The following is a 23,029-nucleotide window of genomic DNA, read 5'->3' on the forward strand; positions in this document are numbered from 1 at the left end:
ACATCCGGCGCGATACACACCTTGCATGGCCGCTAAGCCACTCATCCGACGGAGGATGAAGAACCGGCGTACGAACCGCTAATCCGCGTATTCGATATCGTCCTTGTAGCCGGCATAGGCCTGGCTGTATTCCATCACACGGGCCACCTCCGAGAGGTAGTCTTCGTCGTATCCGGCGCGGCGCAGCAGGTGGAATCCCAGTTCCATGCCGGAGGCGATACCGCCGGCGCTGACGATGCGACCGCTGTCCACCACCCTCGCGCGGCTGATGCGGCATTTCGGAGCGATTTTGGCCAGACGGTCGATCGGCACCAGGCCGGCGGCGGACTGCTCGACCCGATCGGGCTCCTTGCGATTGGTGGCGGCGACACCGTCCAACAGGCCCATGGCGCCATAGATCCAGGAACCGGTGCACACGCTGGTCAGCAGAGTGGATTGCGGCAGGCTGCGGATGTAATCGTGCAGGCGGGTGTTGTGCGTTTCCTGCCGGGTGCCGAAACCGCCCGGTATCAGAAAGGCGTCCATGGCTGGCCGGTCGTTGAAATCGTAGTTGGGCAGCACGGTGAAACCGGCCTGTGCCTGCACCGGCCGCCGCGCGTCGGCGATGAGAAAAACGTCCAGTTCGGGATCGAACCGGCGCGCCACCGAAAATACGCCGTGGGGCGCGGCGAAATCGACGATTTCGGCGTCCTTGAACACGTAGATGCCGAGGCGGAAGCCGGCGGTCTTGGGATAGGTTTTGTGCACTTGCGGCATGGCTTTCTCCTGCGGAAATCAAGTGTGGGCGTCGAGTACGAGGGCGGCGAGGCACCGGGCTTCTGCCGCGATATTGCTGCCGGGCGTGACCAGTTCGGTGGTGATGGCGCCTTCCATCAACAGCCCCAATCGGCGGACCGCCACTTCCGGGTCGTTCAACTCCGCTTGGCGGCAAAGTGTGCGGATGTAGTCGAGCACCAGGCACTTGTGATCGGCCGCGATCTGCCGGAAAGGATGCTGGGGATCGGCGAACTCCGCGGCGATGTTGATGAAGGCGCAGCCGTGAAAGTCCGGCTGACTGAACCAATCCTGCAGAAAATCGAACAGCGCCAGCAAGCGCTCGCGCGGCGTCTCCGCCCGGGATTCCACGAAGCCTTCCAGCCAGCCGCGCCAGTGCTGGTCGCGGCGCTTCAGGAACTCCCCGACCAAACCGTCTTTCGACTGAAAATGCTGATAAAGGCTTTGCCGCGCGACGCCCGCCTCATCCAGTATCACCTCGATCGACGTGGCATGAACGCCGTCGCGGTAAAACAGGCGGCAGGCCGCTTCCAGCAAGCGCTCTCGGGTATTCAATTGCGGCACGGCCCTAGCTCTCCCAGATCATTCGTTCCACCTAGTAGACCGAGCCGCAAAATAGACTGTCAATCTAATGTCCCTGTCGTTTCGTCTGCCCCTCAGGCCCGACGGAAACGGAAGGCGAGGCGGGCGCCGAAAAGGTTGATGCCCAAGCCCACGACAATCAGCGTCGCCGCGCCTATCTTCCAGGCGTGGAGCGGCTCGCCGAAAACCAGTGCCGAGCTGGCAAAACCGAACAGCGGCACCAGCAGGGTGAAAGGCGCCACGGTCACCGCCGGATAACGGCTCAGCAGCCAGCTCCACGCGGCGAATCCCAGCAGGGTGGACAGGTACACGATGTACGCGACCGCGCCGATACCGGGCCAGGACAGATTCAAAATGCCGGCTTCGGCCCAGCGAGAAGCTTCCAGCAGGAATGACAGGATTACCAGCGGCGGCCACGCGACCAGGCTGCTCCAGACCACCAGGGCCAGCATGTCGACCTTGCCGAGCTTCTTGGCGATCAGGTTTCCCAACCCCCATGAAGCGGCCGCGGCGAGGATCAAGACCAGGCCCGGCAGCGAAATTTCACCGCCGAGATTCACCGCGATCAGTCCGATGCCGGAGAAGGCGGTCGAGGCGCCGACGATTTGCCAAACGCTCAAGCGCTCGGCCAAAAACACCACCGCCAGCGCGATGGTGAAGAACACCTGGATCTGGAGTATCAGGGAGGCCAGACCCGCGGTGGTGCCGGCCTGCATGCCGGTGAACAGCAATGCGAACTGGAGCGTGAACATCACCAGTCCGAAGGCTATCACCCTGGAAAAAGGAACCGCCGGCCGCCTGATGAACAAGACTGCGGGAAACGCGGCGAGAAAAAATCGGAGCGCGCAGAACAGCAGCGGCGGAATTTCCGCAAGGCCGATTTTGATCACGACGAAGTTATATCCCCAGATCATCGTAACCAGTATCGCCAGCGCCATATGATGTAAACGCATCGTGACTCCTGTTCCCCATAATGCCCGGCCCCTCCACCGGCCCCAGCGAGGCCACGGTACGGCCCCGCAGCCGGCGCCCTACTCCCGGCAGGACGGCATTTTACTCGAGTCCCGCCGGCCCGGCAGAAAGCGCCGGGCGTAAGCCAGTACCAGCGCCCATTTGAAGGGGCGCGTGGCGCTGGTCAGGGAACGATAACCTCGCCCGATGCGATCCCAATGCTGCGCAACCGAGGCGGCGCCGGCGCTCCGTGCGACCTCATCCAGATGACACTGTATTGCCTCCACCGCGAGCGCGGCATGCCCGCCCGCCAGGGTGTCGATGGACTGATGCAGGGTGACGATGGCAGGGTCCAGGCCCCAATGGCGCAGTTCGTCGGCCAGGCGCCGGTATTGCGCTCCCAAACCGCTCAGCTCGATGGCGAGGTTTAGGCCCAGGACTTCCGGCAGGTAACGATGCGGAAAACGGGAGATGGCCAGCAAATAAACCGGCAAATCGAATGCGCTGTCGAGCAAGCGGTCATGGCGGGCGAACTCCGGGCTGTCGAAAGGCGGCAAGTCCACGCCGACCGATGCCAGCAAAGCCCGATAGACATTGGGATGGTTGCGTTCGACCCGTCCCGCCCCCAGTTCGTCGGCATAGATCCGGTAAAGCAATCGCCGCACGCGGTCTCCCTGCCACGCCGCCTCGCCCTGATGTTGCAGCCAGCAGCCGTCGACCAGGACGACGGGCGCGAACTGGCAAACGCCCCAGACATAGCCCGCGCGGCTCAGCCTGGGGCGGCCGTCGAACGGCCGCTCAGCCGCCACCTGTCCGGCATATTGCCGCTCGACCCAGTCAGACAGGGCTTGCGGGCTATAGTCCGCAAAGACTCCGCCGCGGCCGCTGCGGCGCAATACCCGTTCGACCACGAGGCGAGCCTGCCCCACCGTCGCCTCGGTATCCGGCCCGACCAGCAGGCGATGAAACAGGGAACGCGGAGGCTCGCGGGACGAGAAACAGCGCCGCAGCCGGTCTTGCGCACGCTCCATGAAGGTCCTGGCCCGAAATGCCTGGCCATGGGACGGCTCCGGCCCGGCCGATGTTTTGATCTGCGCGGGCAAGTCTGCCCCGGCATTGTCGCCCGAGTCGTTTAACAGCGGTGTCCGCGTGGCGGCCTGCTTGCGCCAGGCCGCGATGAGCGCCAACTCCGGCGCGCTGAACACCCCGAACATCGGCCCGCCGAAACCCGCGAGCCGGTCGAACGGACACTCACCTTCCGGGCCGTCCATCCATGAGGAGGCTGCCAGCTCGGCCAGAAAAGGCGTGGCATCGAACGGCTCGTCGGCGAACCATTGATCCAGGCTACGCCCACCCAGGCTTATTCCGCCATGGTGGCCGCGCGCATACGGCGCCTTGCGGCGGAATATCTCGGCTACCTCGTGTGCCGGATTCGCCGACCGGGATTCGCAAGCGGACCAGGCATGGAAATAACGCGCCTCGGCCCGGGCATACAAGGCCACGCCCGACCGTACGCGTTCGCGCCCGGCGTGCATCTGCAAGGCACGCCTGGCATGTTCGTCCAATGCCCGAAGAATTCCGCTGCGCCGTGCTCCCGGCGCGGCGAGCAATCGCCAGGGCGCTGCGGAGCAGGCATAAGCCAACGTGTATCCGATGACTTCGGGCAACAGGCAAGACGCGTGCAAGCCCAAGGCCAGTTGCAGGCAGGAAAACTCCAGCGCGGGAACGCCGATGCGCGTATCGAAAGCGAATGGCCGGGTCGTCACGGCCGGCAAAGACACGCCGGCGCCCGCCAGAGCCCCCCGGTAATAAGAGGCCGGGGCGGCGGCTTCATCGGGCCCGAGCAGTTCGAGATAGGCCGCGAACAACTCGGCGACCTCGGCCAGGTGCCCGTTGCCGGCCAGTGCCACGGACTGCAGCCAGCCGCCTTCGAGCAGGCCTAGGGGGGCGTGGAAGGCCAGCGCCTCGCCCGTGAAATGCGCGGGTTCCGAATTCGGCGAGGGGGCGGCGGATGGCAGAGATTCGGGATCGAGGCCCGCTCCGCCCGCTTCCTTGACCTCGGCCAAGGCCCGATCCAGAAAATCACGGGTCTCGGCCAGCACACCGGGGCACTCGCGGGCATGAACCCAGCGATGAAAGCGCCCACGCATCGCCTCCCCGTTCGCCCCCCAAGGCTCGCCGGAACTCATGTGACACCCGGCTTGACGAACAAATGATCTTCGATGACCAGCGCATCCAGGCCGCTGGTCATGAACACGGCGATGGCGTCCTCCACCGTATGGACGATGGGCTTGCCCATCACGTTGAAGCTGGTGTTGAGCAGCAAGGGCACCCCCGTGATGCCGTGGAAGGCCCGTATCAGTTCATGGAAACGCGGATTCCATTCCTTCTCCACCGACTGCAGGCGGCCGGTGCCGTCGGCATGCACCACGGCCGGCACGCGGTCTATCGCGTCGGCCCGAAATCGCAGCGCCCGCTCCATATAGGGGGCCTTCTGGTAATTCTCGAAATAGTCCGGCCCGTGCTCGTGCAGTATGGACGGAGCGAAGGGCCGGTATTCCTCGCGGAATTTCACCCGCCCATTAATCCTTTCTTTCATGGCGGGGTCGCGCGGGTCGGCGAGTATCGAGCGGTTACCGAGCGCGCGCGGGCCGAATTCGGCGCGCCCCTGCACCCAGCCGACCAGTTTGCCGTCTCCCAACAGGCGCGCGGTCTCCCGGCACAGGGTGTCCGGCAGATGACGTATGTGCAATCCACCGGCATGCAGAGCCAAGCGGGCCAGGGCGGCCGGTTCCATGGTCGAGCCGAGATAAGGTGAGAGGGGGCCGCCACGCGGGGCAAAATCTGCATGTTCTTCTCGCCAAGCCAGCCATGCCGCGCCCAGCGCAGCGCCGTCGTCGGCCGGGGCGGGCGGAACGTAGAGTTCGCGAAACGGGGTGCGCTCGAGGATCGAACCGTTGAACGAAGAATTCAGGGCGCAGCCGCCGGCCAGCACCAGGCGGTCGCAAGGACTCCGCTCGTGCAGGCCTTGCAGAAGTTCGGTCATGATCTCGTTGAAGAAGAACTGCCCTGTATGGGCAAGATCGACGGCCTTCCGGGCCGGTTCGTCGCGGCGGCGACGCTTGTGCTCCAGCTTGTTCAGCGCGGCGAAAAAGCCGGCCTGGGGATGAACGACCCCAAGATCGCGCACCCGGACCAGCGTTCGGAACAGCGCCAGCAACTCTTCGTCGAGCCGTCCGTAAGCGGCCAGCCCCATGACCTTCCATTCTTCGCCCGCGATCCCGTCAAAGCCGCACAGCTCCGTGAGCTTCATATACAGCAATCCCGGACTACCCAGGCCTCGGGCTTCGTGAAGCCGGGCCAAGCGTCCTTCACGATAACGGTAAAACGCCATGGAACCGTTTTCGCCGTAGGAGTCCACCACGGCGCAAACGGCGTCTTCGTGGGGGCTGGCGTAACAGGCCGAGGCCGCGTGGGCGGCGTGGTGGGCGTAATCGCGAAAACTCCGATCGCATCCCGGATACCATTCTTCGAGCACCCTGGCCAGGTTCAAGCCGCCCCGGGCGATACCGGCCCGGTTGCAAGCCATCATGTGATGGATCTGATAATTAGGCAGGGGGGAGCGCAAACGCTTGATGCCAGGCCGCGCCAATCCGTCCGGCTTGAGCAAGCCCAGCGCGGCGGCGACGCGTTCGTACCAGGGCCGGCGTGCAAGCCAACTGCGGGCTATCACGAAGCGCCCGGCGTCCGGACAATAGCGCCGCAGCAATTCGGGCAGCCGGCTCAGAGTATCCGGCTCGCAGTTGATGGCGCGCTTGAACTGGAGATAACGCTCTGCGCCCTCGGCGAAGACCACGTCGCCCGCCTCGTCGACGATGGCGAGAGCCGGGTCGTGGTAGCTGACCGCGAGGCCGATGTAGTAGGTTTTGCTCATGACCAGGCGAGAAATCTAAAACCCATGGCGGCACCCACACGAACCGTCTCCCCGTCGGAGACCGCAGCATGGCGGGGTCCGACGAAGAGCGGGCCTATCGGCAGCAAATGCGGTGACTCGTTCTTGGGATACATCGCCCCCCTCCTGCCCTTCATGTTGCCATTATGCAATTTGGCCTTTCTTTCGTCCGGCCCGCACGCCTGGTATTCCGCCCTGTTATGGACCCTGCCCGTCTGGCTCTGCGTGATTATGGACATCCGGGGTCCGCGCGTGGCGGAAAAAGTCCCTCCCGGCTGGCCGGATCGGGCATACACCACCCTGCTCTATCCGCTCTTCGCCCTGCAGTTCGTCAACATCGGCCTGTTTCTGAACTACGCCGGCCAACTGTCTTTCGGCACGCTGTTGGCCATCGGCGAAAGCGCCGCCAATATCGCGGCCCTGCGCATACTGACCGGCACCACCTCCTGTTGTTCCGCCATCGCGGTCGCCCACGAACTCATACACCGGCGCCCCAGGCATCACCGCTGGATGGGCAGGATGCTGCTGTGGACCGTGTTGTACGACCACTTCGCCATCGAGCATGTCGGCGGCCACCATCGCCGGGTCGGGACGACGGCCGACCCCGCCACGGCCCGTTACGGCGAGAGTTTCCGGCAGTTCTGGCCGCGCACGCTCCTGGGCCAATTTTCAGGTGCCTGGCGGCTGGAACGATCCCGCCTGGCTCGCCGACCCGGGCCGGTCCGCTTTCTGCGGAATCGGGTGATGCACGGGCTGGCGATCCAAAGCGGATTACTGGCGGCGATATTCGCCGTCTTCGGCCCCATGGCCCTGGTCCTGTTCCTGTACCAGGCCCATGCCGCCGTGCGTCTGCTGGAAACGGTCAACTATTTCCAGCATTGGGGACTCACGCGCCGCCGGCGCCGCTTCGACGGAACGGCCGCCTGGGCAACCGACTCCTGGTTCAGCCTGCACCTGTTTCTCGGTCTTTCCTGCCACGCGGATCATCACGAACAGCCGGGCAAGCCATATCAGCACCTGCATCCGGGACCAACCGGCCCGGTCCTGCCTTATGGCTATTTCGCCGCTGCATTGCTGGTGAAGTTCGACGATGGCCGGTTCCATCGCCTGGCCCGCCGCGAACTGGAGCGCAGCACGGCCAACCCGTAACCGCCCCATCGGCGCTCGACACCGCGCAGGCCCCGCGCCCGCGCCGTCCGGCTCAGGGGCGGCGGCCGTGGAGCAATTTTTGAACCGTCTGTGTAATAATGCGTCGCTTTGAATAACACCATACGAGTATTCCCATGAGTTTCTTCATTTCCGACGCGCTGGCCGAAGCAGCCCCCGCCGCCGCGCAAGATCCGGGTCTCGCCGGCTTGATCCTGCCCGGCGCCATCCTGCTGATTTTCTTTTTCCTGTTCGTACTGCCCCAGCATCGCCGGGGTCGCGAGCACAAGAAGCTGGTGGATTCCCTGGCCAAAGGCGTCGAAGTAGTCACCAACGGTGGCCTGCTGGGCAAGGTGGTGGATGTCGACGACAGCTTCGTGCAACTCGAAGTCGGCGACAACACCATCGTCAACGTCCAGAAACACGCTATCTCCGCCCTGATGCCCAAGGGCACCTACAAGTCGCGCAAGAAAGCCGAGAAATAAGCCTCAGGGAACCCGTCGGCGGCTCGGCCCCCTCCATGGATATACATCAAACAGGCACCACACATGCGTAACAGCTTTCCCGTCTGGAAAAACATCCTAGTCATCAGCGTGTTAGCCTTGGCGTTCATTTATTCTCTGCCGAACTTCTTCGGCGAGAACCCCTCGGTTCAGCTCTCGCCCAGCCGCACGGCCAAGGTCGACCAAAGCACGGTGGTTCAAGTCGACAAGCTGCTGGCGGATGCCGGGCTCAAGACCCTGAAAACCGAGCTGAGCGACAAACGCCTACTGGTGCGTTTTGCCGACGAGGAAGCTCAGCTCAAGGCGGCCGACGTGCTGAAAGTCGCGCTGGGCGACAACTACACGGTGGCTCTCAACCTCGCGCCCGCGACGCCGTCCTGGCTGCGCGCCATCAACGCCCAGCCCATGTATTTGGGTCTGGACTTGCGCGGCGGCGTGCACTTCCTGCTCCAGGTCGACATGCCTGCCGCGATCCAGCAAGCCGAGGAACGGTATGCCGAAGACATCCGCACCTTGCTGCGCGACAACAAGATCCGCTACCTGTCGGTGGAGCGCGAGAAAGGAGTCATCGAGGTCAAGTTCCAGGATGGCGCCACCCTGGGCCAGGGCCGGGACGTGGTGAAAAAGGAACTGCGCGGTCTGGCATTGGATGAAAACGCCGGCGACAACCTGCTGGTGGCCAAGCTGGGCGATCCGGAAGTCCGCGAAATCCGCAAGAACGCGGTGAGCCAGAACATCATCACCCTGCGCAACCGCGTCAACGAGTTGGGCGTGGCCGAGCCGGTCATCCAGCAGCAGGGCGAAGACCGCATCGTGGTCCAGTTGCCGGGCGTGCAGGACACCGCCCGCGCCAAGGAAATCCTCGGCGCCACCGCGACCCTGGAATTCCGCCTGGTCGACAGCGAGCACAGCATCGGTCCGGACGGCAAGGCTCCGCTGGGCTCTCGCGTCTACCGCGACCGTGCCGGCAAGCCCATCCTGCTGCAGCGCAAGATCATAGTGACCGGCGACCAGGTGGTCGACGCGTCTTCGGGCCTGGAACAGCAGTCGGGCTCATCCGCGGTGTTCATCAATCTCAACAGCGTCGGCGCCAAGAAAATGGCCGACACCACCAAGGACAACATCGGCAAGGCGATGGCGGTGGTGTTCATCGAGAACAAGCAGGAAACCAAGGAAGTCAACGGCCAGAAGGTCGTCACCAAAAAGACCGTGGAAGAAGTCATCAACGTCGCCACCATCCGCGACCGTTTCAGCAAGCGCTTCCAGATCACCGGACTGGACAGCAGCGACGAGGCCCGCAACCTGGCCTTGCTGCTGCGCGCCGGCGCCCTGGTCGCCCCCGTGGACATCGTCGAGGAACGTACGGTCGGCCCGAGCATGGGCAAGGAAAACATCGAGATCGGTGTCAAATCCAACGTCTATGGTTTCGCGGCCATCGCGATCTTCATGATCGTCTATTACCGGGTATTCGGCATCTTCTCGGTCGTCGCCCTGGGCGTGAACGTATTGCTGCTGGTATCGGCCCTGTCGTTGATCCAGGCCACCCTGACCTTGCCCGGCTTGGCCGGCATCGCCCTGACGGTGGGCATGGCCATCGACGCCAACGTGTTGATCAACGAACGCATACGCGAAGAACTGCGTGCCGGGATCAGCCCGCAGATGGCCATCTACGCCGGTTACGAGCGCGCGTTCGCGACCATTTTGGACTCCAACGTGACCACCTTCGTCGCCGGCCTCGCGCTGTTCATCCTGGGCTCCGGACCGATACGCGGATTCGCACTGGTGCTGCTGTTCGGCATATTGACCTCCATGTTCAGCGCCGTGCTGGTGTCTCGCTTCCTGGTCAATCTCACCTACGGCCGTCAGCGCAAGCTGAACAAACTCGCCATCTGAGGGTAAGTTTTCATGGAATTATTCAAGATCAAACACGCCATACCGTTCATGCGGTATGGCAAGGTCACGACCACCATTTCTCTGGTGACGTTCATCCTGGCCGTACTCGCCCTCGGCTTCCGCGGGCTGAACTTAGGAATCGACTTCACCGGCGGCATGCTGCTGGAAGTCACCTACGCCCAGCCCGCCAACATCGAAGCCATACGCGGCAGCCTGGAAAGCCAGCCCGACAAGATACCCGAAGTTGCGGTCCAGATCTTCGGCACCACCAAGGACGTGTTGATCCGGCTCCCCATCAAGGAAGGCGTCAACGGCTCCCAGCTGCGGGAAGAGGTCTACTCGCTGCTCAAGGCCCAGGATCCCAGCGCCGAAATCCGCCGGGTCGAATTCGTAGGCCCCCAGGTGGGCAAGGATCTCTACGAGGGCGGCATCCTGGCACTGCTGCTGGTGGCTGCCGGCATCGTGGCCTATCTGGCCTTGCGCTTCACCTGGCGCTTCGCGGTGGCGGCCATCGTCGCCAACATGCATGACATCGTGATCATCCTGGGGATGTTCGCCTTCTTCCAGTGGGAGTTCACCCTGACCGTGCTCGCGGGCGTCCTGGCGATTCTGGGATACTCCGTGAACGAATCCGTGGTGGTATTCGACCGGGTGCGCGAGAACTTCCGCAAGATGCGCAAGGCCAGCGTCGTCGATGTGATCGACAACGCCATCACGACCACCATGTCGCGTACCGTCATCACCCACGCCATGACCCAGTTGATGGTACTGGCCATGTTCTTCCTGGGTGGCGAAGCCCTGCATAACTTCGCCCTGGCCCTGACCATAGGCATCGTCTTCGGCATCTACTCCTCGGTGCTGGTAGCCTGTCCCGTGGCCATGTGGTTGGGCGTCAGCCGCGCCGACCTGTTGCTGCCCGACAAAACCAGCCAGGAAGACGGTCGGCCCTGAGTTGTCGCCGCACCGATAAAACCCGAAAAGGCCGCTTGATGCGGCCTTTTCCATTCTTGTCTTAGGGTAAAAATCCAAGCATCACGCTACTGGTTTGCCGGTACGCGACGTTTTATCAAGCACGCCAGCATGCTCATGCACGATGAGCACATCGCATTTCGAATCGGCGAGGATGTGACGGGTTACGCTGCCGAGGAGCATTTCCTCGACGATAGACAGACCATGCTTACCCATGACGATCAGATCCGCCTCGCACTCTTCTTCTTTGGCGAGGATGAGACGAACCGCATCGCCATGTTCTACGACCCGGAACAGCCGACGCTGGGTTTCCCCGGCATCCAGCATCAGATTGCCGAGGCGGATCAGCGCCTGCTGCCGAGCTTCGACGCGGTAGGTTTCCAGATCTTCGTCGGGCACACCGGCCAGTCTCAGCCTCCCTTCGAAAGGCGCGACAAAGGCATGTATCAGCCAGACGTCGGCCTTGGGAGCAATGAGCATCGCCATCTTCAGCGCGGCGATGGAGTGAGGGGAAAAGTCGACCGGAACGAGCACGCGTCGATAGCCTTCACGCGCCGGGCGCTTGACGACGAGCGTGGGCCTTATGCTCATGCGCAGCAGCCTGTCGGCGGTCGTGCCCAGGATCAGGTCGCGCAAGGGATTCAGTCCACGCGCGCCAAGCACCAACAGATTGGCTTGCTCGGCGGCCGATAATATTTCCTCCAGCACATTGCCTACCGCCACCCGTGCGCTCGCGGGCACAGGGACCGTCTTGGCCACATCCGACCTCGCTTCCTCCAGTTGGCGCTGGGCCGCGCCGACCAGTTTGGCTTCGGCCTCGTCGTGCGAGCGGAGCAGTTCGCGCACCGCCTTCAGCGACGACAAGTCCACGACATGCAGCAGATCGAGCCGGCCCTGATGTTCCGCCGCCAGGCTGGCCGCCCGGCCTGCGGCGTTCCCGGAGTCCGCCGAAAAGTCCGTGGCTACCAGGAACGACCGCGGCGTTTTCCACTGTGCTTCCGCTTTGCGCGGGCGATGGGATACCTTTCCTGTTCCCGCGCCGGAGACATGGCGGCGCAACTTCTTGTATCCGCGGATCACGGTCTTTTCGATTTCCGCGACCACGAAAACCAGTGCCCCGGCGAACGCCACCCTCAGCCACTCGTCGAGCGACAGGTCGGTCGAACCGAACAGCGCCTGCAGCGGCACGGCATGGGTATAGGCGAGTTGCAGCGCCGCGCAAGCGGCAATGGCGATCAACACATAGCGGTTGCCGAAGATGCCTTCCAGCGACAGGGAGGTCTTGTACAGGTAACGGCTGCTGATCAAATAGTACATTTCCGCCCCCACGACCGAGCTGACGGCCATGGTGCGCGCGGTTTCCAGGCTGGAGCCCCGGTCCAGCTCCCAGAGGAACAGGCCCAGCGACCCCGCCATGATGAGCACGGAAACCATCAGCACGCGCCAAGCGAAGAACCAGGACAGCAGCGACTCACGAGCGTCGCGCGGAGGACGCCGCATCACGTCCCGCTCGGCATGTTCGAATGCAAGAGCCAAGCCCAGGGTGCTGGAGGTCACCATATTGATCCACAACACCTGCGCCGGGGTCAGCGGCAGCGCCAGTTCGAACAGGATGGCGGCGATCACCACCAGAGCTTCGCCGCCGTTGGTCGGCAGCATGAACAGGATGAATTTGCGGATGTTGTCGTAGATGCCCCGTCCTTCGCGCACGGCGCTGCCTATGGTGGCGAAATTGTCATCGGCCAACACCACGTCCGCCGCTTCCTTGGCCGCCTCCGTGCCCTTTAGGCCCATGGCCACGCCGACGTCCGCGCGCTTCAGCGCCGGCGCGTCGTTGACCCCGTCGCCGGTCATGGCAACCACCTGGCCCGCCGCCTGCAGGGCCTGAACCAGGCGCAGCTTGTGCTCGGGGCTGGCGCGGGCGTATACGTCCACATCCAGCACCACCTCGCACAGCCTGGCGTCGTCCATCCCCTCGATCTCGGCGCCGGTCAGAGCCGGCTTGTGTCGGCCGATGCCCAGTTGCTCGCCGATGGCGCGGGCCGTTTCGACATGATCCCCGGTAATCATCTTGACCCGGATACCGGCGCTGTGACATGCCGCCACGGCGGCCATGGCTTCGGCCCGCGGCGGATCGATGATACCGACCAGTGCCAACAGGGTGAAGCCGGTTTCCAGGTCTGCAAAGTGCACTTCATGCTGCGACTCCTCGGCGGGCCTCGCGGCGATCGCCAGCAGGCGCAAGCCATGCGCCGCCGCCTCGCTGGCGGCGCGATGCCAATACTCGGGGTGCAGCGGCGCGTCGGACTCACCGCCCTGCCGGTCGCACATCGCCAATATGCGTTCGGGCGCTCCCTTGACGTAGAGGACGCCTTTGCCGACCACGTGGTCGTGATGCAGCGTGGCCATGAGTCTGTGTTCGGACTCGAACGGTATGGCGTCGGTGCGCGGCCAGATTTCACGCTCCCATTCGGGGTCGATCCCGGCCTTGATGGCGAACGCCAGCAGAGCACCCTCGGTGGGATCGCCGACCACCTGCCAGCTCCCGTCGGCCTGCCTGCGCAACCGTGCATCGTTGCACAAAACCGCGGCGCGGCCTATTTCGACCAGATCCGGACGCTCGCCACCGGTAACGGCCGCGTCTCCCAGGTGTATGCCGCCGTCCGGGGCATAGCCCACCCTACTCACCTCGAATACATGAGTAGCGGTGATCACCCGTTGCACGGTCATCTCGTTGCGGGTCAGGGTACCGGTCTTATCTGAGCAGATGACGGTTACCGATCCCAGCGTTTCCACCGCCGGCAGATGGCGGACGATGGCTTTGCGGCCGGCCATACGCCGCATACCTAAGGCCAAGGTAATGGTCATGATCGCCGGCAAGCCTTCCGGTATGGCCGATGCCGCCAGCGCCACGGCCATCATGAACATCTCGTCGGCAGGATGCCCGTGCCACAGCACGCCGACCGCGAATGTCGCCGCAGACATCACCACGATGGCCAACGCCAGCCAATGCCCGAAGCCGGCGATCTGGCGCAGCAAGGGGGTGGTCGCCGCCTGCACCTGCTCCAGCATCGCGCTGATGCGCCCCAGTTCGGTGTCGATACCGGTCGCCACCACTACGCCCATGGCCTGTCCGGAAGCGATCAGCGTGCCCGAATAAAGCATGTTGGTGCGATCGCCCAGCAAGGCGTCGCTCGGCACGGGAGCGATGGTCTTCTCCACCGTCTCGGATTCGCCGGTGAGGATGGCTTCGTTCGCGCGCAAGCCTTTGCCCGCCACCAGACGCAGGTCGGCGGGCACCTTGTCGCCGGATACGAGCACCACGATATCGCCAGGCACCAGGTCTTCGGCGTCGATTTCCATACGCTCGGCATCGCGTATGACCGTCGTGCGCAGCGACAACATGCCGCGTATCGCATCCATGGCCTGTTCCGCCTTGCCTTCCTGAATGAAGCCGATGATGGCGTTGACGAAAACGGCAGCCAGCAGCACGCCGGTGTCGACCCAGTCGCCCAATAGAGCCGTGGTTGCCGCGGCAACCAGCATCACGTAAATCAGAACGTTGTGAAACTGGAGAATGAAGCGCAGCCAGGCCGGACGTCCGGGCGGTGAGGGGAGCCGATTGCGGCCGTACTGTTTCAGACGGCGGCGGACCTCCGCCGGCATCAGGCCGCGATGCAGATCCGACCGAAGGCGCTCGACCACGTCATCGGCATCGCTAGCGTGCCAGTCGACCGTTGGCTGGTTTGGGAATGCTTCGCCAGTCGTTGCCATATCGTACCCCTCATCTGCTTGAGCGAGACTTCAAGCGCTTACAAACACCGCGCTTGCATCGCAGTTCGACCATACCCCTGTCGGCTTTCATCAACCTTGCACCCGCTAAATCGTCCGCTCACTTGCCTCGAAAATCCAGCAAGCTACGAAAACCCGGCCGGGGACGCGAGTTCCGGTATAATCGCCGGTTTATCCGATCCACCCGATCCATCATGTCCGAACTGCTCAACGAACTGAACCGCCGGCGCACCTTCGCCATCATTTCCCATCCCGACGCCGGCAAGACCACGCTGACCGAAAAGCTGCTGCTGTTCGGCGGCGCCATCCAGATGGCCGGTTCGGTCAAGAGCCGCAAGGCCGCGCGCCATGCGACCTCGGACTGGATGGAGATGGAAAAACAGCGCGGCATCTCGGTGACCACATCGGTCATGCAGTTCGAACACAAGGACTGCATCATGAACCTGCTGGACACGCCGGGCCACGAAGACTTCTCCGAAGACACCTACCGCACCCTAACCGCAGTGGACTCGGCCCTGATGGTGATCGACAGCGCCAAGGGCGTGGAGGACCGCACCATCAAGCTGATGGAAGTCTGCCGCTTGCGCGATACCCCCATCCTGACCTTCATCAACAAGCTGGACCGCGAAGGCCGCGAACCCATCGAACTGCTGGACGAGATCGAGAGCATCCTCAAGATCCAGTGCACGCCCATGACCTGGCCGATCGGCATGGGCAAGCGTTTCAAGGGCGTTTACAACCTGATCGAGGACTCGGTGCATCTGTTCAGCCCTTCTCACGGCGACAAGATCATCAAGGGCGAGGTCATCGAAGGTCTGGACAATCCCAAGCTGGACGAAGTGCTGGGCGATATGGCCGATGAGTTGCGGGGGGAGATCGAGCTGGTGAAAGGCGCCAGCCATACCTTCAGCCACGAGGCCTATCTAGCCGGCAAGCAGACACCGGTGTTCTTCGGCTCGGCGATCAACAATTTCGGCGTACTGGAACTGCTGGACGCCTTCGCCGACTTCGCGCCCAAACCCAAGCCGCGCAAGGCCGTCGAACGCACGGTCGATTCCGAGGAAGAGAAATTCACCGGCTTCGTGTTCAAAATCCAGGCGAACATGGACCCGGCGCACCGCGACCGCATCGCTTTCATGCGCATCTGCTCGGGCAAGTACGAGCAAGGCATGAAGATGTTCCACGTCCGCATCGGCAAACAGGTGCAGATCGCCAATGCCATCACCTTCCAGGCCGACAGCCGCAAGAACGTGGAAGAGGCCTATGCCGGCGACATCATCGGCCTGCACAACCACGGCACCATCCAGGTGGGCGACACCTTCAGCCAGGGCGAGGCGCTGAAATACGAAGGCGTGCCCTACTTCGCGCCGGAACTGTTCCGCCGCGTGGTGCTGAAAGACCCGCTGCGCATGAAGGCCTTACAGAAAGGCCTGCAGCAGCTAACCGAAGAAGGCGCCACTCAGTTGTTCAAGCCCATGAAGAACAACGATTTGATACTCGGCGCGGTGGGCGTGCTTCAGTTCGACGTGACGGCCTTCCGGCTGAAATCCGAATACAACGTCGAATGCGTCTACGACAACGTGTCGGTCAGTACCGCCCGTTGGGTGAATTGCGATGATCCCAAGAAGCTGGACGAATTCAAGAAGAAGGCCCACGACAACCTGGCCGAGGACGGCAGCGGCTACCTGGTCTATCTGGCGACCAGCCGAGTGAATCTGTCCCTGACCGAAGAACGCTGGCCGGACATCCGCTTCAGCGCCACTCGAGAACTTTAAGCGGTTGGGGGCGTACGGGTATTCAAACTAATACCGCTATGCCCGGGGGCGTCAGAATTTCTGTGTGTGAGGCGTGAGTAGACTTTTCCACGGTGACGGCTGCCGAAGGTCCGTTCAGACCGTAGGCAGAGGGCGCGGTGGCAAAGTCGGTGGTCATTTTATCCGCGAGCCGCTTCAAAGCGTTCAGCGTAGAGGATGGCGAATTGGTTCATGGCGTCCTTCCAATCCTTGGCCGCCCGTCCCCAGTCGGCCGTAATGTTGCGCAAGGCCAGCCAGATCAGCTTGCTGGCAGCATCGTCGCTCGGGAAATGGCCACGCGTCTTGAGGATCTTGCGCAGTCGGGCGTTGATGCTCTCGATGGCATTGGTCGTGTAGATCACCCGGCGGATGGCGGGCGGGAAGGCAAAGAAGGGAATCACCCGGTCCCAGGCCCGCCGCCAGGCGGCGACCACGGTCGGGAATTTCTCACCCCAGAGGCCTTGCTCGAACGCGTCGAGTTCGGCCAGCGCGGCTTCGGCGCTGGGCGCGGTGTAGATCGGCTTGATCGCTGCCGCCAGTGCCTTACGGTCCTTCCAACTCGCGTAGTCGAGGCTGTTGCGAATCAGATGCACGATACAGGTCTGCAGCGTGGTCGCTGGGAAAACGGCGGCCAAGGCCTCGGGCATGCCCTTCAGGCCGTCGGTGACGGCGATCAGGATGTCGACCACACCGCGCGTCTTGAGGTCATTGAAGACCTTCATCCAGAACTTGGCGCCCTCGGTGTTCTCGATCCACAACCCGAGGATGTCGCGCGTGCCGTCTGGCAGAACAGCCAAGGCCAGGTAGATCGCCTTGTTGCGGACCACCGCCTCCTCGCGAATCTTGACCCGCAGAGCATCGAAGAACACCACCGGATACATGGCTTCGAGCGGGCGTGACTGCCAGGCGGTGACCTCGGCCATCACCGCATCGGTGACTGAACTGATGAATTCCGGTGAAACCTCGGTGCCGTACTGCTCGGCCAGGAAGCCCTGAATCTCGCGCACCGTCATGCCCCGGGCGTACATGGCCACGATCTTGTCATCGAAACCGGTGAAGCGCCGCTCGTGCTTAGGGATAAGCAGGGGTTCGAAGCTGCCCTGACGGTCGCGCGGGATGTCGATCCGAAGCGGCCCGTCTTCGGTCAGCACCGTCTTGCCGGTCACCCCGTTGCGGTGATTGCCCACCTCGCCGGGCTTGTCGGCGCCGGGTGGGTAACCCAGGTGATGGCTGAGTTCGGCGCCCAGTGCACGTTCGATCAGCGCCTTCTTGAACGCCATCGAGGCGGCATTGATCGCCTCGGCGTCCATCGGGCCACTGACCATCTGGTCTATGAGTTCTTTCGGAATGCTGGGCAGCGCCGCTGCCGGTTTCTTCTTGCTCGTCTTGCTTGGCATACATGCTCCTTAACAACATGTTATGCCTCACACACAAAATTTCTGACAGGCTCCTATGCCCTTCTCCCATTTCGCATCAATCTTAAACCGGCAGTTCGCTTCAGCCGGAAACCCCGTTACTCCTCATCCCCTTCCCTTCTCCAAGAGGGAGAGTTGTAGTTCCTCTGCGTAAGTCCTGGCATTATTGAGCGCAAGGCCATGTTGCAGAATTGTGCTGGCCACCTGACAGCGATGCGGGCGAGCGCTACGCTGATGCCATTCAAGTGTTTGGCCGCGTAAATCACAGGAGGAACCAAAACAATGAGACATAGAGATGAGCTACTCGACGAATCCGAGGCCATCCAGACGCTACGTGCAGAGTTACGACGTGTGACGGAAGCGCTGGAAACCCTGTTGGCCGATGGATTCCCGATGCGACCGATGTCCAGTAGCCGCAACGGGGTGGACGAATGGGAACAATGGCACTTGGACATGGAAAAGCGCATCGCGGATGCACAGGAAGCGCTGATTCTGACCGAGCGGTTCAATACCTTTACCTGAAAAGACTGCAAGATACTGCAAGCGGCCTTTTTGCTGCTCCCACCTATTTCGCCTGGTCGTCGTCCTTCTCCCCGTGGAAGGGCGCATTAGGCGACAGCCGTGTTGCGCCGTATGAATGTTTCATCCGATGCAATACGCGATGAAACCGCTAATGCATCCTACGCGGGCTACGCCGAGACGAGCGAGAGAATTTCGTGGGTGCCATCACATGACGGCGCAACCGGCTTAAAGTTTGAGCCGCATCATTTACCGGACTTGATGACCAGCATTTGATTGCCGCCTTTTTGCAGCTCGTACTCCACCTGCCGGATCTCCAGGACGTAATTTTCCTTGGTCAGCACCTCGTGTATCGCCGCAAGATGGGGCGATTTTTCGAGCATCAGCGTCAACAAGGGAAATATCCTCACTTCGCCGGCCACGCGCAGCATTTCGCGGATCGAAGCCCGGTGAAACTCGAGCGAAAAATGCTCAGAGTACAAGAACAGGAAATGCGAGCAGAGCGCCAGATCGAATTGCCGATCCGAAAACGGCAATTCGGGAAGCTCCCCGGCGAGATAGCAACCCGAGTCGCGGCGCCGGCCAAAATCCGCGATGAAAGTGTCGGTGACGCGGATCCGGTTGGCGCGCAATCCGGCGGGAGAGCCATGATACGACCAGACCCAGTCGGCCGGCGTTGCCTCGACTTGGGCGATGATATGATCCAGGACCTCATCGAACCGGGCTTTTATTTGCGGTGCTTGAAAAACGTAAAGAGGATCGACGGAGGTGGCGCGGCCGCCGAGCGCCGACAATTCCGCATTAAAGCTCGCGGGCCCGTCCGCGACCCCAAGAATATTCAGACTCAGCTCGCGCTCGGACAGGGCGAACATCTTTTTATATTCGTCCAATGACCGGCCAAAAGGCACGACATTTTCGAGTTTCATCGCCATACGCAACTCACGAATGAAATGACGGACCGGCATGCCGGCATGAGAGGGATGCCTCGCATCCCCCCCCAAGATCTACCCTTCCCGACTATTTCGCCTGGTCGTCTTCCTTCTCCCCGTGGAAGGCCGCAATCGCGATACCCGTCCGCCCATCCGTCAACGCGTATTGGAAAACCGCCTCGAACCGGTCGTTTAGCGCAAACCGTCCCAGATCGACCGCGCTGACGGTCGAGCCAAACAAGGCATCCCCGGGCCGGATCACCGGAATCAATGAATTGCCGCCCGACACTTCCAGGAAGATGCCCGTTGGCTCGTTCGGATCTAAGTTCGGGAAGGCGTAGAAAGCGACCGCGCCGTGATTATTGATGGACGGATGCTCGGCATTGGCGAAGGCAGGGCCGCTGGGATCAGTCCTGGATACGATGGCGCCCGCCTTACCCGAAATGATCTCCAACCCGTTGTTCAATCCGTCGGCGATGAGGAAGGCCACGTCGGCGATGGTCCCGCCGTTGTTGATGACCGGATCGCCAAAGCCGATGAATTCCGGCCGTGCATGGGTATCCACTATGGTTTTCGGCGCTCTGCGAACCGTGAATATCCCAAGACTCCCGTCGGAACGCTCCCCGCTGAAAACGATCTTTTCCGCGTCATTGATCGCTACATTTCCGAACGAAACGAAATCCGAAGCCGACGTGTTCAAAACCGTGCTCAGATCACCTCCCTTGCCGGTAAAGATACTGGCACCGGCGGGGCGGCCGTTCTCGGAGAGGACCGATGAAAAGGCAACCGTCCCCGCATCGTTGATGGCGGGAGACCCCATACCGATTCGAAACAATCCATTGGTTTTCGAATCGGCGATCAGTTTTCTGGAGCGGCCGTCACCGGTAAAAATGGCGGACGAGCCGGAACTGGTCCTAGACGAGAAGGCCACCACCCCGCGTGCATTGATGGCGGGGGCAATATCGAAACTTTCCAGTCCGTCCTGTTCGGACGCGATGGTTGTCACCTTTCCGCCGCGTGATCGAAAAACACCTTGCCCGGTATCGCTCCGAGTGGCGACGAATGCCACGGCGCTTTTGTTATTGATGGCCGGAAAGGGTTCGAAATTCGTAAAACCCTGAGTCGAGTCAGCCACGTTAATGAATTCGAACTCATGCTTTCCGGCGGGTTCGGCAGACGCCAAGCTGGCGCCCGCCGCGAACAAAAACGCCGCCGCGCAGACGCGCGATAAGAGGCTAAGCATGTGAGAACGGCTGATGGCATTCGGCGCTATGGCCAAGCATTGGTTAATCATTTCAGTTCCTCTCCAGCTATGGTTGTAGGGTTGGCGGCGCTGTCCGAGACTGGCGCCGGCCGGACACGCCTTAAATCGGGTTTCCTGCTTTGGCGTTCCGGTTGAACCCCAACACCGTCAGCAAACCGCCAATGAACAGCCAGGCCGCGCCCGGAAGTGGCACCGCTGCCACGCCGATTTCGCCCGTGGTGTAGAGTCTGGAGAAGTCCCAGCGTAAACCGTCGGCCAGCAACGCGTCGCCGGTGTCGATACTGGCGAAACGTCCGGCGCTATTGCCCCAGTCGAACAGGTCGAATACATCGCCGGCCTTGGCGCTGAAGTGGTCCCACCACATCAGTTTCAACGTGCCGCCAAAGCTCAATTTGCCGCCGACCTGAAGTTGATCGAATTGTTCGCCGGGGCTCAGGCCGCCGATTTCCGCCAGATAGAAATTGTCCAGCCCAAAGCTGACACTGCCGGCATTGCTCGCCATGCCCGGCGAGTTGCCCAGTGACAGTCCGCCTTCGTAAAAACTGGTGCCGGTACCGGTCAGCATCGCGCTGTTACGCACAATCACCTGGCCGAAGAACACCGCACTGGCATCGGCCGCCAGGCGCAGTTCGCTGCCGGACTGCATCGTCACGCTGTCCCAGAAAGTGGTTTCGCTGCTGCCGGACAGGATGATTTTGCCGTCCTTGACGGTCGTGAGGTCGCCGCTGATGCTGGAGGCGCCGAAGCTGACCTTGACCTGGCCGCGATTGTCCAAACCGCCCAACAAGCTCAACGCGGCATTTTCTAAATTGATTTCGCCGCCACCTGCATTGATCACTAGGCCATCGGCTTCCAGCGCCGCGCGATTGCCGCCGCTGCCCAATATCCGGATCAAACCGTCATTATTGACCTGGCCGCTGCGCAATTGCATGCGGTCGCCGCCGGCGACATCGACCCGGCTATCGGCGGCGATCGTCAGACCGCCTTCCAGCGTGCCGTTGCCGGCCAGCGTAGCATGGTTCAACGTCGTGCCCTGCATGGAATTAGTGCTGCCGCCGTTGAGGTTGAACGTCACCAGCTTACCGGCATTGCCACTTATGTTCAGATTGCGGATGCTGGCATTGGCGCCGCCGTTGATGGTGGCGTTGCCATCGGGATTGATCACCACATCGTGCCGCGCGCCGGGGGCCATGCTGAAGCTGCCCAAGCCGGCGAAATTCCAGCGGCTGCCGTCGTCCCAATTACCGTTGCCGTTGCCCTGCCAGTCGGGATGCAGCGTCAACAGAAAGGCTTCGCCTTCCGGATGATCCTGATTCTTCCCGGTGCCGACGATTTGCGCGTAGCGGTTGATAGCCGCCGCATCGGTCAAGGTCCAGCCGGTCGGCGCCAGTGTATTGAGGTCGTGGATGACGTTGCCGTTCCACAGGGTCGCATGCTGGCCCTCCTTGACTGGATCGAGCCGTTGCGGGAGCGGTGTACCGGTGATATCGGCGTGGCCGACGATCTGGCCACTGTTGTTAATGGCATTGGCGGCGCTGCTGGGCCCGCCCAAAGTGCCAAGATCGCGCATCGTTCCGTTGACATAGCGGAACGCGTGACGAACATCCGGAATTCTCGTCACCATGACATTTCCGGCAATCTCGCCGCCGTCGTTGATGGCGGTGGCTTCGCTAAAGGTCCCGCCCAGCAGTCCCAATGAACGCATGACCCCGCCGCTGTAGATGAAGGCTTCGCGAGTCCTCGTTTCAATGCCTCCATTCTCGCTGACACCCACTATTTGCCCGGAGGCATTGATCGCATTGGCGGAACTTTCGCGGCCGCTATTCACCCCGCCCAAAGCGCCAATATCCGTCATCGATCCATTGCTGAGGACGATGGCGCGCGAAATCGTCGTATTTGTTATCGGGCCAAGCTGTGCCGCATGCCCCGCTACCACTCCTTCGTCGTTGATCGCGTTGGCCGCTGAGAACCCTTTCACACGGTCCAGGAGACCGACGTCCCGCATCACGCCGTTGCTGTAGATAAAGCCGTGGGAACTAGTTTCGGCTATTCGGATGAATTGGGAGTGTCCCACAATCTGGCCGCGATTGTTGATCCCGGTAGCCACGCTATCGAAACCGCCCAGGGTGCCGAGATCCTGCATGGCACCGTCGCTATAAAGGAAGGCATGGACGTCGGGACCGTCGCCGATTCGGGACGACCCAACGATTTGGCCGTGGTCGTTGAGGCCGCGGGCGCTGCTCGTCGCCCCGCCCAGCGTACCGAGTCCCTGGAACTCGATGCGAGGCGCGGCCTCGACGTGTAGTACGGACAGCCCGCCGGCGATTAACGCGGTGCCGGTCAATGCCTTTCTCAATTGGAACTTGTATGGAGCTTTCATAACTATCCCTTCAAATTCTGTATGGGCACGCGGCGTGCCCAAGGTTGTTGCGGTTCATGTCTTTAAACATAGGAGTCGGCTCGGGTGGGCTCGCCGCATCTGGCGGGCTGACCAACCGAATGGAACCGCGGAACGCCGGCTTTTGGCCGGCATTCCGCTATCTGGGT

Annotated in this window: 16 protein-coding genes; 6 read left to right on the plus strand and 10 right to left on the minus strand. The window is 62.1% G+C overall.

All coding sequences use genetic code 11. The annotated features are described in order from the left end of the window. Positions 1–78: 78 nt before the first annotated feature. From JWZ97_RS10135 to JWZ97_RS10155, 5 genes are all read right to left on the minus strand, one after another. Positions 79–756, minus strand: coding sequence for a DJ-1/PfpI family protein (locus JWZ97_RS10135; RefSeq protein ID WP_205428515.1), 678 nt, complete (start codon positions 754–756; stop codon positions 79–81). A gap of 18 nt (positions 757–774) precedes the next feature. Beyond that, positions 775–1,338: a TetR/AcrR family transcriptional regulator gene (locus JWZ97_RS10140; RefSeq protein ID WP_205428516.1), complete on the minus strand. Its 564-nt coding sequence runs from the start codon at positions 1,336–1,338 to the stop codon at positions 775–777. Positions 1,339–1,430: 92 nt separating this feature from the next. Next, on the minus strand, positions 1,431–2,309 hold the full coding sequence (locus JWZ97_RS10145) for an EamA family transporter (protein WP_205428518.1): 879 nt from the start codon (positions 2,307–2,309) through the stop codon (positions 1,431–1,433). Positions 2,310–2,387: 78 nt separating this feature from the next. Continuing rightward, positions 2,388–4,496: an iron-containing redox enzyme family protein gene (locus JWZ97_RS10150; RefSeq protein ID WP_205428520.1), complete on the minus strand. Its 2,109-nt coding sequence runs from the start codon at positions 4,494–4,496 to the stop codon at positions 2,388–2,390. Then, on the minus strand, positions 4,493–6,241 hold the full coding sequence (locus tag JWZ97_RS10155) for a carbamoyltransferase C-terminal domain-containing protein (RefSeq protein ID WP_205428522.1): 1,749 nt from the start codon (positions 6,239–6,241) through the stop codon (positions 4,493–4,495). The genes JWZ97_RS10150 and JWZ97_RS10155 overlap by 4 nt, the downstream gene beginning before the upstream one ends. 153 nt (positions 6,242–6,394) lie before the next feature. Between JWZ97_RS10155 and JWZ97_RS10160 the strand changes: the two genes are divergently transcribed. The 4 genes from JWZ97_RS10160 to secF all read left to right on the plus strand — a co-directional run bounded on the left by JWZ97_RS10160 (position 6,395) and on the right by secF (position 10,752). Next, positions 6,395–7,408 (plus strand): alkane 1-monooxygenase, encoded by a 1,014-nt coding sequence (locus JWZ97_RS10160; RefSeq protein WP_205428523.1) that lies wholly within the window; start codon positions 6,395–6,397, stop codon positions 7,406–7,408. A gap of 134 nt (positions 7,409–7,542) precedes the next feature. Continuing rightward, the gene (yajC, locus tag JWZ97_RS10165; RefSeq protein ID WP_205428525.1) at positions 7,543–7,890 is read left to right on the plus strand and encodes a preprotein translocase subunit YajC; all 348 of its coding nucleotides are present in this window, start codon (positions 7,543–7,545) and stop codon (positions 7,888–7,890) included. A gap of 63 nt (positions 7,891–7,953) precedes the next feature. Then, positions 7,954–9,801: a protein translocase subunit SecD gene (gene secD, locus JWZ97_RS10170; protein ID WP_205428527.1), complete on the plus strand. Its 1,848-nt coding sequence runs from the start codon at positions 7,954–7,956 to the stop codon at positions 9,799–9,801. A gap of 12 nt (positions 9,802–9,813) precedes the next feature. Continuing rightward, positions 9,814–10,752 (plus strand): protein translocase subunit SecF, encoded by a 939-nt coding sequence (secF, locus tag JWZ97_RS10175; protein WP_205428528.1) that lies wholly within the window; start codon positions 9,814–9,816, stop codon positions 10,750–10,752. A gap of 81 nt (positions 10,753–10,833) precedes the next feature. Here secF and JWZ97_RS10180 read toward each other — a convergent pair whose 3' ends face one another. Beyond that, complete coding sequence (locus tag JWZ97_RS10180) at positions 10,834–14,544, minus strand: HAD-IC family P-type ATPase (RefSeq protein ID WP_205428530.1); 3,711 nt, start codon at positions 14,542–14,544, stop codon at positions 10,834–10,836. A 212-nt stretch (positions 14,545–14,756) separates the two neighbouring features. Between JWZ97_RS10180 and JWZ97_RS10185 the strand changes: the two genes are divergently transcribed. Next, complete coding sequence (locus tag JWZ97_RS10185; protein ID WP_205428538.1) at positions 14,757–16,337, plus strand: peptide chain release factor 3; 1,581 nt, start codon at positions 14,757–14,759, stop codon at positions 16,335–16,337. Between the two features lie 158 nt (positions 16,338–16,495). On the opposite strand, the gene JWZ97_RS10190 is transcribed toward JWZ97_RS10185, so the two are convergent. Beyond that, positions 16,496–17,752: an IS256 family transposase gene (locus JWZ97_RS10190; protein WP_205428540.1), complete on the minus strand. Its 1,257-nt coding sequence runs from the start codon at positions 17,750–17,752 to the stop codon at positions 16,496–16,498. 300 nt (positions 17,753–18,052) lie between these two features. Between JWZ97_RS10190 and JWZ97_RS10195 the strand changes: the two genes are divergently transcribed. Further along, a complete protein-coding gene (locus JWZ97_RS10195) occupies positions 18,053–18,292 on the plus strand; it encodes a hypothetical protein (RefSeq protein WP_205428542.1) in 240 nt (79 codons plus the stop codon). A gap of 242 nt (positions 18,293–18,534) precedes the next feature. Here JWZ97_RS10195 and JWZ97_RS10200 read toward each other — a convergent pair whose 3' ends face one another. The 3 genes from JWZ97_RS10200 to JWZ97_RS10210 all read right to left on the minus strand — a co-directional run bounded on the left by JWZ97_RS10200 (position 18,535) and on the right by JWZ97_RS10210 (position 22,862). Beyond that, complete coding sequence (locus JWZ97_RS10200; RefSeq protein ID WP_205428544.1) at positions 18,535–19,221, minus strand: class I SAM-dependent methyltransferase; 687 nt, start codon at positions 19,219–19,221, stop codon at positions 18,535–18,537. Between the two features lie 85 nt (positions 19,222–19,306). After that, entirely contained in the window at positions 19,307–20,512 is a 1,206-nt protein-coding gene (locus JWZ97_RS10205) for a choice-of-anchor tandem repeat NxxGxxAF-containing protein (RefSeq protein WP_205428546.1), read from the minus strand. A 70-nt stretch (positions 20,513–20,582) separates the two neighbouring features. Then, positions 20,583–22,862 carry a hypothetical protein gene (locus JWZ97_RS10210; RefSeq protein WP_205428548.1) on the minus strand — a complete coding sequence of 760 codons (2,280 nt, stop codon included), beginning with the start codon at positions 22,860–22,862 and terminating at the stop codon, positions 20,583–20,585. Positions 22,863–23,029: the final 167 nt, after the last annotated feature.

Source organism: Methylococcus sp. EFPC2, assembly GCF_016925495.1.
Classification (GTDB): Bacteria; Pseudomonadota; Gammaproteobacteria; order Methylococcales; family Methylococcaceae; genus EFPC2.

Coding starts and splice junctions, on each gene's coding strand:
- JWZ97_RS10135 (WP_205428515.1), bottom strand. CDS start 756: ATGCCGCAAGTGCACAAAACCTATCCCAAGACCGCCGGCTTCCGCCTC.
- JWZ97_RS10145 (WP_205428518.1), bottom strand. CDS start 2,309: ATGCGTTTACATCATATGGCGCTGGCGATACTGGTTACGATGATCTGG.
- JWZ97_RS10150 (WP_205428520.1), bottom strand. CDS start 4,496: ATGAGTTCCGGCGAGCCTTGGGGGGCGAACGGGGAGGCGATGCGTGGG.
- JWZ97_RS10155 (WP_205428522.1), bottom strand. CDS start 6,241: ATGAGCAAAACCTACTACATCGGCCTCGCGGTCAGCTACCACGACCCG.
- JWZ97_RS10160 (WP_205428523.1), top strand. CDS start 6,395: ATGTTGCCATTATGCAATTTGGCCTTTCTTTCGTCCGGCCCGCACGCC.
- yajC (WP_205428525.1), top strand. CDS start 7,543: ATGAGTTTCTTCATTTCCGACGCGCTGGCCGAAGCAGCCCCCGCCGCC.
- secD (WP_205428527.1), top strand. CDS start 7,954: ATGCGTAACAGCTTTCCCGTCTGGAAAAACATCCTAGTCATCAGCGTG.
- secF (WP_205428528.1), top strand. CDS start 9,814: ATGGAATTATTCAAGATCAAACACGCCATACCGTTCATGCGGTATGGC.
- JWZ97_RS10180 (WP_205428530.1), bottom strand. CDS start 14,544: ATGGCAACGACTGGCGAAGCATTCCCAAACCAGCCAACGGTCGACTGG.
- JWZ97_RS10185 (WP_205428538.1), top strand. CDS start 14,757: ATGTCCGAACTGCTCAACGAACTGAACCGCCGGCGCACCTTCGCCATC.
- JWZ97_RS10190 (WP_205428540.1), bottom strand. CDS start 17,752: ATGCCAAGCAAGACGAGCAAGAAGAAACCGGCAGCGGCGCTGCCCAGC.
- JWZ97_RS10195 (WP_205428542.1), top strand. CDS start 18,053: ATGAGACATAGAGATGAGCTACTCGACGAATCCGAGGCCATCCAGACG.
- JWZ97_RS10200 (WP_205428544.1), bottom strand. CDS start 19,221: ATGGCGATGAAACTCGAAAATGTCGTGCCTTTTGGCCGGTCATTGGAC.
- JWZ97_RS10205 (WP_205428546.1), bottom strand. CDS start 20,512: ATGATTAACCAATGCTTGGCCATAGCGCCGAATGCCATCAGCCGTTCT.
- JWZ97_RS10210 (WP_205428548.1), bottom strand. CDS start 22,862: ATGAAAGCTCCATACAAGTTCCAATTGAGAAAGGCATTGACCGGCACC.